This is a genomic window from Limnohabitans sp. Rim47, assembly GCF_001517545.1.
In the GTDB taxonomy this organism is placed as follows: domain Bacteria; phylum Pseudomonadota; class Gammaproteobacteria; order Burkholderiales; family Burkholderiaceae_C; genus Limnohabitans_A.
On sequence record NZ_FBYA01000005.1, the window covers coordinates 91,336 to 105,707 of the forward strand.

11 protein-coding genes and 1 other RNA gene are annotated in these 14,372 nt (G+C 60.5%); 5 read left to right on the plus strand and 7 right to left on the minus strand.

Features of this window, described 5'->3' with window-relative positions; genetic code table 11:
* Positions 1 to 88: 88 nt before the first annotated feature.
* Together BN3544_RS12180 and dksA are read right to left on the minus strand one after the other, a co-directional pair.
* On the minus strand, positions 89 to 4,015 hold the full coding sequence (locus tag BN3544_RS12180) for a beta strand repeat-containing protein (RefSeq protein WP_019430211.1): 3,927 nt from the start codon (positions 4,013 to 4,015) through the stop codon (positions 89 to 91).
* 413 nt (positions 4,016 to 4,428) lie between these two features.
* Positions 4,429 to 5,115, minus strand: coding sequence for an RNA polymerase-binding protein DksA (gene dksA / locus BN3544_RS12185; protein ID WP_050999105.1), 687 nt, complete (start codon positions 5,113 to 5,115; stop codon positions 4,429 to 4,431).
* 175 nt (positions 5,116 to 5,290) lie between these two features.
* On the opposite strand from dksA, the gene BN3544_RS14300 reads away from it, so the two are divergent.
* Positions 5,291 to 5,467, plus strand: coding sequence for a hypothetical protein (locus BN3544_RS14300; RefSeq protein ID WP_155820504.1), 177 nt, complete (start codon positions 5,291 to 5,293; stop codon positions 5,465 to 5,467).
* Positions 5,468 to 5,737: 270 nt separating this feature from the next.
* Here BN3544_RS14300 and BN3544_RS12195 read toward each other — a convergent pair whose 3' ends face one another.
* The 4 genes from BN3544_RS12195 to dapF form a co-directional block, all read right to left on the minus strand.
* On the minus strand, positions 5,738 to 6,871 hold the full coding sequence (locus BN3544_RS12195; protein WP_019430208.1) for a CobW family GTP-binding protein: 1,134 nt from the start codon (positions 6,869 to 6,871) through the stop codon (positions 5,738 to 5,740).
* 134 nt (positions 6,872 to 7,005) lie between these two features.
* On the minus strand, positions 7,006 to 7,980 hold the full coding sequence (xerC, locus tag BN3544_RS12200; protein ID WP_019430207.1) for a tyrosine recombinase XerC: 975 nt from the start codon (positions 7,978 to 7,980) through the stop codon (positions 7,006 to 7,008).
* Between the two features lie 4 nt (positions 7,981 to 7,984).
* Entirely contained in the window at positions 7,985 to 8,674 is a 690-nt protein-coding gene (locus BN3544_RS12205) for a DUF484 family protein (protein WP_026036686.1), read from the minus strand.
* 17 nt (positions 8,675 to 8,691) lie between these two features.
* Positions 8,692 to 9,561, minus strand: coding sequence for a diaminopimelate epimerase (dapF, locus tag BN3544_RS12210; protein WP_019430205.1), 870 nt, complete (start codon positions 9,559 to 9,561; stop codon positions 8,692 to 8,694).
* 72 nt (positions 9,562 to 9,633) lie between these two features.
* Between dapF and BN3544_RS12215 the strand changes: the two genes are divergently transcribed.
* From BN3544_RS12215 to BN3544_RS12225, 3 genes are all read left to right on the plus strand, one after another.
* On the plus strand, positions 9,634 to 11,280 hold the full coding sequence (locus tag BN3544_RS12215) for an MBL fold metallo-hydrolase (protein WP_019430204.1): 1,647 nt from the start codon (positions 9,634 to 9,636) through the stop codon (positions 11,278 to 11,280).
* A 28-nt stretch (positions 11,281 to 11,308) separates the two neighbouring features.
* Entirely contained in the window at positions 11,309 to 12,004 is a 696-nt protein-coding gene (locus tag BN3544_RS12220; RefSeq protein ID WP_036075190.1) for a S4 domain-containing protein, read from the plus strand.
* A 166-nt stretch (positions 12,005 to 12,170) separates the two neighbouring features.
* Positions 12,171 to 12,692 (plus strand): Rrf2 family transcriptional regulator, encoded by a 522-nt coding sequence (locus BN3544_RS12225; protein ID WP_019430202.1) that lies wholly within the window; start codon positions 12,171 to 12,173, stop codon positions 12,690 to 12,692.
* Positions 12,693 to 12,810: 118 nt separating this feature from the next.
* On the opposite strand, the gene rnpB is transcribed toward BN3544_RS12225, so the two are convergent.
* Positions 12,811 to 13,163: RNase P RNA component class A (gene rnpB, locus BN3544_RS12230), an RNA gene on the minus strand.
* Between the two features lie 103 nt (positions 13,164 to 13,266).
* Between rnpB and cysK the strand changes: the two genes are divergently transcribed.
* The gene (cysK, locus tag BN3544_RS12235; RefSeq protein ID WP_019430201.1) at positions 13,267 to 14,184 is read left to right on the plus strand and encodes a cysteine synthase A; all 918 of its coding nucleotides are present in this window, start codon (positions 13,267 to 13,269) and stop codon (positions 14,182 to 14,184) included.
* Positions 14,185 to 14,372: the final 188 nt, after the last annotated feature.

A 14,372-nucleotide genomic window follows, 5' to 3' on the forward strand; every position in this document is an offset into this window, starting at 1 on the left:
TTTCGACCTTGGGGGCTTTTTCATGCCACTTCAATGCGGCTGTCGTGATCTGGCTGTGATCACCTTGCGGCGATCACAGCACCTTCGCTCAGAGCAGCTTGAACTGGCTGTCCGTCACCATCTGCTGCACCAAGTTGGCCAGCGTCAGGTTGCCCGATGTGGTCGCCACCGTGGCGCCGTTGGCCAGTACCTCGTTGTTGCCGTTCACCGTCAGGTTGTCCAGCGTCATGAACCAGGTCTTCTCAAACGCACTGCCATTGGCCTTGCCATCAAAGTCCACCTGGATCTGCACCTTGCCTCCCACAGCCACCGCCTGCACATAGTCAGACAAGGTGCTGCTGCCGTTGTAGCCCTTGAGCAATGCAGACAAGTCCAGCACGTCGGCTTCGGCTGTGCCCTGGCCTGTGCCCGTGCCGCCCTTGAGGCCAAAGTCGGTGATCTTGTCGCTGGCATCCGAGTTCATCAGCTGTTGGCTCAACCACTTGAAGGTGTCCTTGCCGCCGCCACCGGTCAAGGTGTCGCCAAACGTCAAGGCCGTGTTCAAGCTGGCCAAGTTGCTCGCCGTGGGCACGCCGTTGTAACCAATGATGGTTTCATCGGCCACCGTGCCGGTCAGTGTCTCCACCGACTCAGTACCTGTGACGTAATTGACGCCACCCAAAGTCGCGTTGTCGGCCAACGGCGTGATGTGCAAGCCGCTGTACACATCCAGTGTGTCACCCAGTGCATCGGTCAGCGTGAACGTGATCGCGCGGTCCAGCGCTGTCGGCGCTTCGCTCGCCGATGTCAGCTTGAGCGACTGCATCACGGCCTGCACTGCCTGGGCCTGCTGCGCCTCTGTGGCGTAGTTGGCTCCTGCCGCTGCAAAGTCAAACGCAATGGCCAATTTGCCCAATGCGCCCACCCCGTTGTCCGTCGCACTGACCGTGCCCACATGGGTGCCGCCAATGCTCACCGCCCGTGTGCCGCTGTCGTAGCCCACGCTGTTGACGCTGGTGTCAAAGCCCAATGTGTCTGCCGCTGTCGCACCCGACAGGCTGACCACCAGCTTGCCGCCCGTAAAGCCTGCCGCCCACTGTCCGCCTTCTGCGGCCACCACTGCCGCCGCTGCCAGCTTCACGCCCGTTTGCGAGGCCGCTTCTGTCACCGTTTGGTCGGCCACAACGCCGCTGACTTGCACCCCGCCCAGGTGCACAAAGCCGCCTGAGACCAGTTGCGCCAAGCTCTTGCCGCTCACGCCGTTGAGCGTCACCAGGTCCACAAAGCCCGAGGCTGCGCCTGCCGTGCCCGCGTGCGCGTCCACTTGCACCGTGGTCTTGCCGCCCACATCCACCAGCTTGACCCAGTCGGCCACGCCTGCCGCTGTGCGGGCTCCGGTGTAGCCCACCGCCGTGAGCAGTGCGCCCATGTCGATGCTGTCGGCCTCGGCCCCTGCCGTCGCTGTGAAGTCGGTGATGGTCGCGCCCGTGTTGAGCGTGGCTTTGACATCGAACACGAAGCGGTCGTTGCCGCCGCCACCGGTCAGGGTGTCACCCACTTCACCTGCGCGTGCGCCGTTGGGCTTGAACACGTCATTGCCTTTGTCGCCCACCATCTGGTCGGCCAGGTTGGCGCCTTGCCAGTAGCCGCCCGTGGTGCTGGTGCTGCGGTTTTCTTTGGCCACCCAGATCACGTCTTTGCCGCCTGCGCTCACGCCCGTCAGGCTGCTGTCCACGATCTGGTTGAGCGCTGTGCTGTTGATGCCCGACACGCCCAAGCCGGCTTTGCCGGTGACCACGGTCACTTGCTTGTCGCTGCCGGGGTAGACCACGGCCACGTCATAGGTCTTGGCCGGGTCCAGACCAAAGAAGTCTGCGCCGTAGCTGCCGAAGTTGGCGTTGCGTGCAGCGCTGGCCGTGCTGGCACTGCGCATGGCCACCAAGGCCCCGGTGGCGCTGTCGTACAAGCGCACCACCGCACCGTAGGCGTCTTGACCGCCATGGTCGTTGGCCACCACCACGCGCAAGAAGGTGTTCTCTGCCACGACGGTGGTGTTGAGCTTGACCGAAGATTGACCGACCGGGAACTCGCCTATGGGGGCCACTGGGGCACCCAAGGCCACAAAGTCCAGGCTGCGATCACCGTTGACATCAAGCAGTTGCAGCCCCAAAGTGACTTCATTCAAGTTCAAGCCAAGTGCGCCCCAGCCAATCCCAGCCGCACCGTTGGTGTAAGTGCCGTCGGTATTCTGCAAGGCCACCACCAAGTTGTTCAACGCGTCTGAGTAAACCATGTCCAGACGTCCATCACCATTGACATCGCCCGCCATGGTCTGCCATGGAGCGCCCCCGCCGTTTGCTGTTGCGCCACTCACGATCAAGGTGGCTGCCGTTAATTGACCATTAGCACTTCCATAGGCCACTTTGCCGCCAACCCCCACCAGATCGAGAAAGCCATCACCATTCAGATCGACCGCTTGGTTGAGCGCAGCCGAACGGCCAGTGCTCAAAGGATTCAAAGCTGTCAAGGTGGACGATAAGGTATATCCTCCGCCCTGCGCATTGGCCAACCACGACAAGGTGTCCCCCGAAGTGGCCTTGACCGTCACGCGGTCCAACAGACCGTCTCCATTGAGGTCTACCGACATGGCCGAGGGCAGGTCGCCCGTGGGTGCTGGCGTGCCGTCAAAGCTGAAAACCTGACGCCACAACCCCGCACCGGTAGACAACATGTAGCTGACGTTGCCTTTACCCATGGCCGAGTCGTAATACCCGACCGAGAAGTCCAAGAAGCCATCGCCGTTGATATCGCCCATCAGGTTCATCGCAGTGAACCCCACGTAATCTGTGAGATTGTTGCGGGTATAAGCATCGGCGGCATGGGCTACATTGATCAAACGATCGGCGCCGCCCCTATTTACAAAATAAGACTGCGACAAGCCCGCAAACGCAGTGTCGTTCCCAAGAATTGGCAGGCTGATCACATCCGTACGCCCATCCCCGTTGAAGTCAACCAACCCAGTTGCTGCTGTGTTAAATGTCACATTCAGTTTAGGCATGTTGTGCGCAAGCGCCGAGAAAACACCTGTCCCATCGCTCTTGAGCAAGGCGACGAAATTGCTTCGGACCGCGACACCAATATCCAGCGCACCGTCACCATTGATGTCGCTGCTACTGATCGAAAAAACATAGTTGGCAGGGACAAAGGTGTTGGTCGGCGCTGCAGTAACGGGTAAAACGGTAACCGTATAGACAGCCGATGCAGGACTGATGTTGCCAGCCGGATCGGTTTGCACTGCGTACACATTGCTGTGCCTGCCCGTACCCAAATCCAAACTGCTGGTCACACTCCAAACGCCCAAACTATTGGCTACCGCCGTGCCCAGTAAGAGGCCACTGTCGTACACGTTGACCGATGCGCCAGCTTGTGCCGTACCCGTGAAGGTCGGCTTGGCCAACTGGGTGGCGCCGATCTGGCTGGGCGAAACTTGGCTGGCAGCGGCCAGGGACAGGGTTGGCGCGGCAGGAGTGCTTGTTGACGTCGCGCCAATACCCCCGCCACCACCCCCGCCAGAGGCCAACGCCAGGCCCACACCACCAACAGCCAAAGCAGCAGGTGCACTCAAGCCACCCAAAAAAGACATCGCATTAGAAGCCTCGGACACGCTCGAGCCCATAACTTCAGTAGCGGCCTTGCCCTCAACGTTCTGAGCAGTGATGCCGTCTGGCAGCGCGCTGTAATCCCAGCTCAGACTTCCAACAGACGAATTGGGGTTTGCATAAAAATCAGCCACTTCCACCAGCACCTCGCCCTCACCCTCAACCAACAACTTGTTGCCCGCTTGCTGGAGCTTCAATTCTGGCTTTGCATCGGCCTTGAGGGTTTTGCCTTGGGCTGGGGCTTGCCCTTGCACCTGCAAATCCAGCTTGGTACCCGCAGGCACATTCAGTTGAATGGGCTGACCCGCGAACTTGACCATGGTTTGACGAGACACAACACCTTCTGGCGATGTCAAAGTAGCGATGATTTTTTGCATATGGCGTCGTTTTGTGAAATTGGCTGAGTTGACAAAATGTACATTTGACAGTTTTAATTATATTATATTAACTGTTTTGCAATTATTAAATTCCACTTAACATATTTGTCAATAATTAAAACCAATACTCGCAGCCCATCTCCCGTCAACCGGAATCGTTGGCATGCGCCAATGCGCGCTCTTGGTTTACTGCGCCGCCTTGTGTAGACCCGTTTGTCTTGTTTTCACGCAACGCCCGACCCGTGCAACAGCTGATCAGATGGCTTTGGGTGCTTGACGACTTACACGTTGCTGCACCAGGCACTTGAATCGGCCTCTTCAAAAAGTCTTTTTGGTCGGGTCGAACTTGATGAGGACGAAAAAAAACCCCTGGGCAGGGGTTTTTTTCGATGCAAAGACAGCGCGGTCGCGGCTCAGTCGCCGAACATCTTTTGCTTCAGCTCACGGCGTTGCTGAGCTTCCAAAGACAAGGTCGCGGTCGGACGGGCCAGCAAACGGCCCACGCCAATGGGCTCGCCGGTTTCATCGCAGTAACCGTATTCTCCCGAATCAATCAAACCAATGGATTGCTGAATTTTCTTGAGCAGCTTGCGTTCGCGATCGCGTGTACGCAGCTCAAGCGCGTGTTCTTCTTCGATGGTGGCTCGGTCTGCCGGGTCGGGCACCACCACGGTGTCTTCACGCAAGTGCTCGGTAGTGGCACCTGCGCTGTTCAGGATTTCTTGCTTCAAGATGGACAACTTGCGGCGGAAATACGCCATTTGCACGTTGTTCATGTATTCCGTGTCGGGCATGGCCAGAAGTTCGGCATCGACCAATTCTTCTACCGGTTTCGACTTCCAGTTGTTGGCCAGCTTGGGGTCCTTTTTGATCGGCGCAAAAGGGGCTGAAACCGTTGCCACAGGCGCACTCGGCATGAAGCTGGCCTTTGCGGCGGTAGAGGCCACCGCCTGAGGCAAGGAAGGAACGGTGATTTGAGCCAAACGTGCGGATGGACGGGTTGCACGAATCAATTGGTCAGGCGCAGCAGGTGTCGCCACCGCCGTCACGGCAGGTTGGGCGACCGGGGGAGTCGGTGTCGCCACTTTTTTAACAGTCATAGGTTTCGCTTCAGGTACAGAGGCCGTCTTTTTAGGGGACGGCGCGGGTGCGGCCTTTGCCTTGGGGGCAGAGGTCGGCTTAGGGGTTGCCGCAACGGCTTTTGCAGGGGCCGATGCAACAAGTTTGGTTTTCACGGGCGCGGCCTTGGAGGCAGGCGTCACGGTTGAAGGGGACTTGCTTGACTTGGAAGCTGGTGCCGCCGTTTTGGTTTTCGATGCGGTCGAAGAACTTGGCTTCGCGGGTGGCTTGGCCACCGCTTTGGCAGGTGCCGCGGGCTTGGCGACCCCTTTTTTAACCGGTACAGCCTTGGATTTCGCCTTGGCTGCAGTTACTTTGGTCGATGTTTTTTGAGTCGAGGTCTTCACGTCTTGTCTCCTAGCCGTGTGAAAAGGCAGGCCTAAACCTCTTGCCACACTGCAGCAACCGATTGAAAAACCTGTTCATTTGTACTTCAAACCCTTGTTATAGACCTTATGGGGTTCGCCAGCCTGTCCTAAAAGGGGGACTTCAGGCGGGCGATTGTAACGATAAGAACGATCAAAAAACGACGACTCGTCGATTAAAGACAAGTTCACGCCAATTGGGGCGAGACGGCCTTGCACGCCAATAACCAAGCTCAAGTCAAACCAGGCACTGCTCCAGGCCCTGCAACAGAATGTCTTTGGGCAAGTCGATGCCAATGAAGACCATCTTGCTCGTTTTGACTTCGCCATCGGCCCACATGGGCCCCAAATCGCTGCCCATCAATTGGTGAACGCCCTGGAAGATCACCTTGCGTTCGGTGCCGCGCATATTAAGAACCCCCTTGTAGCGCAGCATTCGGGGGCCATAGATGTTGACGATCGCACCCAAGAAGTCTTCCAGCTTGGCCGGATCAAAGGCACGCTCGGACCGGAAGACGAAGCTTTTCACGTCGTCGTCATGGTGGTGGTGATGGCCTTGGCCTTGACCATGGGCATGCTCATGAGCATCGCCCTGCTGGTGCGAGGGGTGATCACAGTGCTCGCCGTGGTCATGGTCATGGTCATGGTCATGGTCATGGTCATGCTGGTGCGACGGGTGATCACAGTGCTCCCCATGCGCGTGGTCGTGGTCGTCTTCTTTTAGGAAGTCCGGGTCAATGTCCAGTTTGGCGTTCAGGTTAAAGCCCTTGAGGTCAAACACCTCGGAGAGCGCCACTTCGCCAAAATGCACCACTTTTTGCGGGGCACGCGGGTTCATGTGTTTCAGTCGGTGCTGCAAAGCATCGAGCTCAGGGGCAGACACCAGGTCAGCCTTGCTGATGAAGATCTGATCGGCAAAGCCCACTTGGCGACGCGCCTCTTGGCGGTCGTTCAATTGTTGGGCCGCATGCTTGGCATCCACCAAGGTCAAGATGGAGTCGAGCAAAAAGGTCTCGGCGATCTCGTCGTCCATGAAAAAGGTCTGCGCCACTGGGCCTGGGTCGGCCAAGCCCGTGGTCTCGATCACGATGCGGTCAAAGTTGAGCAAGCCCTTGCGGCGCTTGGCGGCCAACAACTGCAAAGTCACGCGCAGGTCTTCGCGGATGGTGCAGCAAATGCAGCCATTGCTCATCTGAATGATTTGCTCGTTGGTGTCCGAGACGAGGATGTCGTTGTCGATGTTTTCTTCACCAAACTCGTTCTCGATCACGGCGATCTTCTGGCCATGGGCCTCGGTCAAGACGCGCTTGAGCAGCGTGGTTTTGCCCGCGCCCAAAAAGCCGGTGAGGATGGTGGTGGGGATCAGAGACATGGCGAGGTTCCACTTCAAGACAAGAAAACAAGAGTTGGGGAGTTTAGCGACGAATTCAAGCGGCCAGCCTGTGCGCCGTGGCATGCCCTGATGAGGCCAGGGCCGCGCCCGGTCAGGCGGGCACGATCAAGACTTCATTTGCGTTTGGCTCGGGGGTGGGCCGCGTCGTAGGTTTTGGCCAAGTGCTGAAAATCCAACCGTGTGTAGACCTGTGTGGTGCTGATGTTGGCGTGGCCCAGCAGCTCTTGCACCGCCCTCAGATCGCCGCTGGACTGCAACACATGGCTGGCAAAGGAGTGGCGCAGCATGTGCGGGTGCACCGGGGTGGCCAGGCCCGCCAACAGGCTGCGGCGCTTCAGGCGCTGCGCCACACCCCGCGCCGTCAAGCGGGTGCCATGACGACCGGGAAACAGCGCCAGTGCCAAACTGGACGCCCCCTTGGTGGGCTGCGTCAGCATGCCGGGCAACTGGGGCCGCACGGCCAACCAATGCGTCAGCGCCTCGATGCTGGCGCGGCCCAAGGGCACCGTGCGCCGCTTGCTGCCCTTGCCTTGCACCTGCACCTCGGCGTTTTGCAGGTCGATCCAGCCGCGCCCCGCCCGGCTGGCTTCGGTGCTGGCTACCACGTCCAAGCCGGTCAACTCGGCAATGCGCAGGCCGCAGCCGTACAGCAGCTCGACCATGGCGGCGTCGCGGGCTTCGAGCCAGGGGTCGTCGTTGTCTTCTTCGTGTTCAGCCAGTTGCACCGCCTCGTCAACGCCCAAGGCTTTGGGCAAAGGCTTGGCCACACGCGGGGCCCGCACATCGGCCACCGGGTTTTGTGCCATCAGGCCTTCGCGCCCCAGCCAGGTGTAAAACCCCCGCCAGCCCGACAAAATAAGGGCGATACCGCGACCGCTGCGCCCGGCGCTGTGCATTTGCGCCACCCAGCGGCGGATGTGCCCGGTTTGCACCTGCAGCAAGAGCACATGGGATGCCGCGGCCATGTCGGCCAGGCGAATCAAGTCCAGTTGGTACAAGGTGCAGGTGCGCTCGGCCAGGCGCTTTTCAAAGCGCACATGGTCCAGATAGCGGGACACCAGCGGGTCGGTGGCCTGCACCTGCGACATGGGCTCAGGCCTGTGGTTTTTGCAGCACCGACAAGGCCGCGCCCGCCAGCTCGGCCAAGCGTTCGAGCAAGTCAGTACCCATTTGGCTGTTGAAGCGTTGGGCATCCGGTGAGGCCAACACCAGCAGGCCAAAAGCGGGCTGGCCGGGGGCGGCACGCAAAGCCAGCAGCGCCAAAGAGGCCGCTTGTGCCGGCGCGTCCAGCCACTGCACAGCTTCGTAACCCGCGTTCGGCCCGACATAAGGCCGGTCCAGTGATGTGGCCAGCACCTGCGCCGCCTCGGTCACGCCTTGGGCATAAGTCGCTTGGGCGTGTTCGCCCTGCAAAGACCACAAACGCAAAGCCACTTGAGGCACCTGAAACAGCTCGCGGATGTTGTCCACCGCCAACTCAGCCAAATGATCGGGGGGCGTGACCAGCAGCTCGCAAGCCCAGCGGTGCAGCTTGTCGGTGAGGATCATGTTTTCGTTGCCGTGCCGGATCATGTCCATGATGCGGTGCTCCAGCCCCTTGATCTTGTCACGCAGCATTTGTGCCTGGCGCTCTTGCAAGCCCACCGTGCGGTGGCTTTGCGGGTGCGTCAGTTGCACCGTGGCCAACAAAGAGGCGTGGCGTTCAAAAAAATCAGGCGTGTTCACCAAATAGTCGGCGATGTCGTCTTCGGTGATCGGGCTCATGGGTTCGGGCGTGGTCATGTTGTGGCTCCAAAAATTCAAAATGCGTCAGGGATGTCGATCGCGCCGTCAAACACGGAAGTGGCAGGGCCGGTCATCAGCACAGGGCTGTCTGCCTGACCTGCCCACTCGATGGTCAATACGCCACCGTGGGTCTGTACGTCCACGCGGCTGTCCAGCCAGCCTTGGCGAATGCCCGCCACCACGGCCGCGCACGCGCCAGTGCCACAAGCCAGGGTCTCGCCCGTGCCGCGTTCAAACACCCGCAATTTGATCTGGCTGCGCGAGACCACCTGCATGAAGCCCGCATTCACACGCTTGGGAAAAGCCGGGTGATTTTCAACCAACGGGCCTTGCGCCAGCACCGCAAAAGTGTCCACATCGTCCACGCGCTGCACCGCATGCGGGTTGCCCATAGAAACCACGCCCACACGGGCCATGCCTTGATCGCCCAACGCCAAGTCAAACACCGGCCAGCCGTTGACCTGGTCGCTGATCAGGCCGATCGGGTTGAACGGCACCCGCTCCCAGTCAAACACCGGCGCGCCCATATTGACTGTGACGCGGCCATCGGGGTTCATGCGCAGCTCGATCTCGCCTTGCTGCACCTTCACACGCACCGTGGTTTTGTCGGTCAGGCCCTTGTCGCGCACATAGCGCACAAAGCACCGTGCCCCGTTGCCGCAGTGCTCCACCTCGCCGCCATCGGCGTTGTGGATCACGTATTCAAAGTCCAGTCCGGGCGCAGGCGAGGGCCGCACCGTGAGGATTTGGTCGGCCCCAACACCAAAGTGGCGATCGGCCAAAAATCGGTATTGGGCCGCGTTCAGACCCAGGCGGCCACGCGTCTCGTCGAGCACGACAAAATCATTGCCGGCCCCTTGCATCTTGGTAAAGCGAATGTGCATGGCCACGATTATCGCCTTTGCCCTTGCCCAGAACCGGGCAAGCCCTGGCGCATCCCGGCCCGATAATGGGGCATGGCACGCACATCCCAACTCCTGCACCCCCAACGCGAACCCGCCCCGCTGCGCCCAGCCGCCACCGTGCTGCTGCTGCGCGATGGCCCGCAAGGTATCGAGGTGCTGATGACACGCCGCTCAATGACGGCCAGTTTTGCGCCCGGCGCCTATGTGTTTCCAGGCGGGGGAGTGGACGCCGCCGATGCCCAAGCCCATGCCCTGTCCACTCGCCGCATCAAGCAAAGCGACTTGCACTTGACGCAAGCCATCGCCGCGATCCGCGAAAGCTTTGAAGAGCTGGGGGTTTTGTTGGCCCGCCACACCGATCAGCGCTGGGCCAACCACACCGACATCGCCAAGTTCGACCGCAAAGCCCCTTTCGCCGCCCAGTGCCAAGCCCAGGGCCTGACGCTGGCGGCCGACCAGGTGTTTGTGCTGGCCCACTGGATCACCGACCGCGACTTGCCGCGCCGCTTTGATGTGCCCTTTTTGGTAGCCCGCATGCCCGAAGGCCAAACGCCGGTGGCCGATGAATCCGAACAGTTTGAACCCGTCTGGGTGCGCCCGGTCGACGCACTGACCCGTCACAAAGCAGGCGATTTCTACATCATCTTTCCGACCATCCGCACGCTCGAACGCCTGCAGGCCTTTGCCAACGTGGACGCGGTGCTGCAAGCCTGCGCCGTGAACGACGAACCGCTTTGGACCAGCTGCCCCCGTGCCGGTTGGCTGGCGGGCAACGAAGCGCGTTACATGGAGCACGAGCCGCCCTTTGGCGAGCTGGCCCTGGTCACGCCCGATGGCCAGATCCACCACCACCTGGACTGGCAGACCGATCAAAGTGTGCCGCTGCTCAAAAACGTGCAGCGCCTCACCGCCCCCAACCCCGGCGTGATGACCGGCCCTGGCACCAACAGCTATTTGGTAGGCGACCCCAACACCGGCTTCATCGCCATCGACCCGGGACCTGCCGACGACGAGCACCTGCAAAGGCTGTGGCGGGCGGCGGGCGGGCAAATCAAAGCCATTGTGTGCACCCACTCACACCCGGACCACTCACCCGGCGCGGCCCCCTTGCAAGCGCTGTGCACGAACAAGCCGCCTATTTTGGGCTTGGCCTCACGCCCCACGGCCCGCGCCAACAGCCGCTTCGCCCCCGATCGCGAATTGGCCGACGGCGAAAAATTGGTGCTGCAAGGCACAGGCGTAGAAGGCGAGATCACGCACACCCTGCGCGTGGTGCACACGCCTGGCCACGCGGCCAACCACCTGTGCCTGGTGCTCGAAGAAGACGGCCTGCTGTTTTCAGGCGACCACGTGCTCAACGGCAGCACCACCGTGATCGACCCACCCGACGGCCACATGGGCGACTATTTGGATTCGCTCGACAAACTGGCCACGGCCTGCGAGGCGGGCCACATTGAATTCATCTTGCCCGCGCACGGCCATGTGCTGGGCTTTGCCCACCAAGCCATCACGCAGCTCAAGGCCCACCGCCTCAAACGCGAAGCCAAAATCGCCGCCGCGATGCAGGCCCTGCCCCAGGGCAGCCTGCAAGAATGGGTAGAAAAAGCCTACGACGACGTCCCTTCCCGCCTGTGGCCCGTGGCCGCACGCTCACTGCAAGCGCATGTAGACCACATCCGCGAGCAAGCCCTGTCTTGAAGCCACTTAAGATTTTTTGAAAGATTTGATGATTTCCTCTGAAGAAGGCATTCGCCTGGCCAAACGCGTGGCCGCCGACCAAAACTGCTCACGCCGCGAAGCCGAAGCCCTGATCGTGGCTGGCGGCGTGCAGGTCGCAGGCAAAGTCGTCACCGACCCGGCTCGGCGCGTGCAAGAAGAACAAACCGTCTCCGTCAACCGCCTGGTCTCCATGGCCGCCCTAGCCCCCATGACCTTGGTGCTGTTCAAGCCTGCCGACCGGGTGGCCAATCTGGCCTGGCTGCAAGACACGGTTGGCCTTAAAGCCGCCCAACCCGGCATTTGGGGACACGAACGCCTGGCCAAAATGCAAATGCCCTTGCCCTTGGCAAAACCCGCCAGCGGTTTGTGCATTTTTTCGGACGATGTGGGCGTGCTGCGCCACCTTGAAGACCGCCGCAGCCCGATGGAACAAGAATGGATGGCCACGTTGGATGGCCCTGTGAACGAGGCCACGCTGAAAGCCCTCAACGGTCCCGGCATTCGCGCCAGCATCAACCGTCAAACCGACACCCTGACCGTGCTGCGCATCGCAGGCAAAGACATCGACGGGCAGGAACTGGGCCGTTGGCTAGACCAGCAATGTCCGCTGCAAGACCTGCGCCGTCAGCGGGTGGGCCGCCTCAGCTTGGCCCCACTGGAGCCCGGACAGTGGCGTCAGCTCGAAGGCTACGAGCGCTTCTAATCAATTTCCGACAAAAATACACAGGATTTACCCTTGAATTGAAACGGGCAATCCCCAATTAACGAGTCAGTCTGAGAAAATAACTGATCAGTCACAACGGCGAACCCTCAGCCTGTGACCCCGCAAAGCCCCAAAAGGCTTTGCACAACGCAGAAAGGAGCACACCATGCGTTTGAGCACCAAAAGTCGATTTGCTGTCACCGCCATGATTGACGTTGCGCTGCGCGAAGACCGCGGCCCCGTGTCATTGGCCGCCATCAGCGTGCGTCACCAAATTTCGCTGTCCTACCTGGAGCAGCTGTTCAGCAAACTGCGCCAGCAAGGCCTGGTCGAAAGCACCCGCGGCCCCGGCGGCGGTTATTCGCTGTCGCGCAGTGCCGAAAAAATCACCATGGCCGACATCGTGGGCGCTGTCGATGCGCCTTCGGACGAAGAAGCGGCAGCCGATGGCGGCTGGATGAACAGCGATCTGTGGGCCAGCCTGAACGAGAAAATGCTGACCCATTTGCAATCCATCAGCCTGCGCCAACTGGTGGCCGAGCAGCGGACAAAGGGCGTCACCGTCGAGCCAGCGCCCCAGGCGGCCATCAAACGCGGCGTGTTCGCCAAGCCCAAAAGCACCTTGAAGATCACCGCGCCCAATTCGGTGTTTGCGTTGGCGGGCAGCTTGATGCCTTCACGCGGCTGAAGTTGGCGCTGCCAAAACACAAAAACCCGCTTCGGCGGGTTTTTTGTTGTCGGCAAACCAAACAGAGGCGCCAAGAGCTTAGGCATGGGCTTTGGCTTTGGCTTTGGCCATCGAAAAAGTGTGAAGCTCGCCGATAAGCCGGATTCTGTGCACAACGGTTGCCCGCTGCGTGACCGCCATTACTCTGGGCCGGGGGTCGCCCACCCGGCTCGATGCTACCTACCCGCCAACTCACCCCGCGGAACCACAGGGAAAAGCGATGCGGCGAACCGCCTCACTTCAGGAAGGCCTACTTGGTATTGCTGCGCGTAGAGATTGCCCGTTTCACCCGAACTCAATCGGCTCGTCTCTGTTGCTCTGATCCTCACCTCACGGTGGAGAGGTATTACCTCCTACGCTGTCCTGTGCAGTCCGGACGTTCCTCCAGTGCACCCTTTCGGGTCTTGCACCAGCGACGGTCTGGCGAGCTTCACGGAGTGATTATCGCCTGCGGGCATAAGCTCATACCGCCCAGTGTCTGAACTTTCACGCACAATGATTTTTTTAATTGACCGTTTCAGCCAGGAAAACCCCCATGAAAGCCCACACCATCCTTGACACCATCGGCCACACACCGCATGTGCGTATCAACCGCCTGTTTGGTGAGCACGCCAATGTCTGGATCAAGTCCGAGCGCTGCAACCCCGGCGGCTCGATCAAGGACCGCATTGCGCTGGCCATGGTCGAAGACGCCGAAAAGTCAGGTGCCTTAAAGCCCGGCGGCACCATCATCGAGCCGACCTCGGGCAACACCGGCATTGGTCTGGCCATGGTGGCCGCCGTCAAGGGCTACAAGTTGGTGCTGGTCATGCCCGACAGCATGAGCATCGAACGCCGCCGCCTGATGCTGGCCTATGGCGCCACGTTTGACTTGACGCCGCGCGAAAAGGGCATGAAAGGCGCCATCGCCCGCGCCGAAGCGCTGGTGGCCAACACCCCCGGCGCGTGGATGCCCCAGCAGTTTGAAAACCCAGCCAACACCGAGGTGCATGTGCGCACCACGGCACAAGAAATCCTGGCCGACTTTCCCGACGGCATTGACGCGCTCATCACCGGCGTGGGCACAGGCGGCCACCTGTCGGGCACGGCCCGTGTGCTCAAGGCCCACTTTCCAAACCTCAAGGTGTTCGCGGTCGAGCCAGCGGCCTCGCCCGTGATCTCGGGCGGGGCACCGGCACCGCACCCGATTCAGGGCATTGGCGCGGGCTTCATTCCGAAAAACTTGGACACCTCTTTGTTGGACGGTGTGATCCAGGTCGACGCCGAAGCCGCACGCGAATACGCCCGCCGATCGGCCCGCGAAGAAGGCCTGTTGGTGGGCATCTCGTCCGGCGCGACGCTGGCGGCCATCGCGCAAAAACTGGCCGAACTCCCCGCAGGGTCCACCGTGCTGGGCTTCAACTACGACACAGGCGAGCGCTATTTGTCGATCGAAGGCTTCTTGCCGGCTTGAGTCCTCTGACGTCGACATGTCATTCCAGACTTGACCCTGTTGTCATCCCAGACTAGACCCTGTTGTCCTCCCAGACTAGACCCCCTTGTCATCCCGGACTTGATCCGGGATCCATGGCTGCGGCGGAGGTGGACCCCGGGTCTTCGCCCGGGGTGACCGCATTGCGTCAGGAATGACATGCACCCCAA

Bases quoted from the DNA above. Each gene is read 5' to 3' on its own strand.
- BN3544_RS12215 (WP_019430204.1), top strand. From the start codon at position 9,634: ATGGCACGCACATCCCAACTCCTGCACCCCCAACGCGAACCCGCCCCG.
- BN3544_RS12195 (WP_019430208.1), bottom strand. From the start codon at position 6,871: ATGTCTCTGATCCCCACCACCATCCTCACCGGCTTTTTGGGCGCGGGC.
- BN3544_RS12225 (WP_019430202.1), top strand. From the start codon at position 12,171: ATGCGTTTGAGCACCAAAAGTCGATTTGCTGTCACCGCCATGATTGAC.
- cysK (WP_019430201.1), top strand. From the start codon at position 13,267: ATGAAAGCCCACACCATCCTTGACACCATCGGCCACACACCGCATGTG.
- BN3544_RS12180 (WP_019430211.1), bottom strand. From the start codon at position 4,015: ATGCAAAAAATCATCGCTACTTTGACATCGCCAGAAGGTGTTGTGTCT.
- xerC (WP_019430207.1), bottom strand. From the start codon at position 7,980: ATGTCGCAGGTGCAGGCCACCGACCCGCTGGTGTCCCGCTATCTGGAC.
- BN3544_RS12205 (WP_026036686.1), bottom strand. From the start codon at position 8,674: ATGACCACGCCCGAACCCATGAGCCCGATCACCGAAGACGACATCGCC.
- dapF (WP_019430205.1), bottom strand. From the start codon at position 9,561: ATGCACATTCGCTTTACCAAGATGCAAGGGGCCGGCAATGATTTTGTC.
- dksA (WP_050999105.1), bottom strand. From the start codon at position 5,115: ATGACTGTTAAAAAAGTGGCGACACCGACTCCCCCGGTCGCCCAACCT.
- BN3544_RS12220 (WP_036075190.1), top strand. From the start codon at position 11,309: ATGATTTCCTCTGAAGAAGGCATTCGCCTGGCCAAACGCGTGGCCGCC.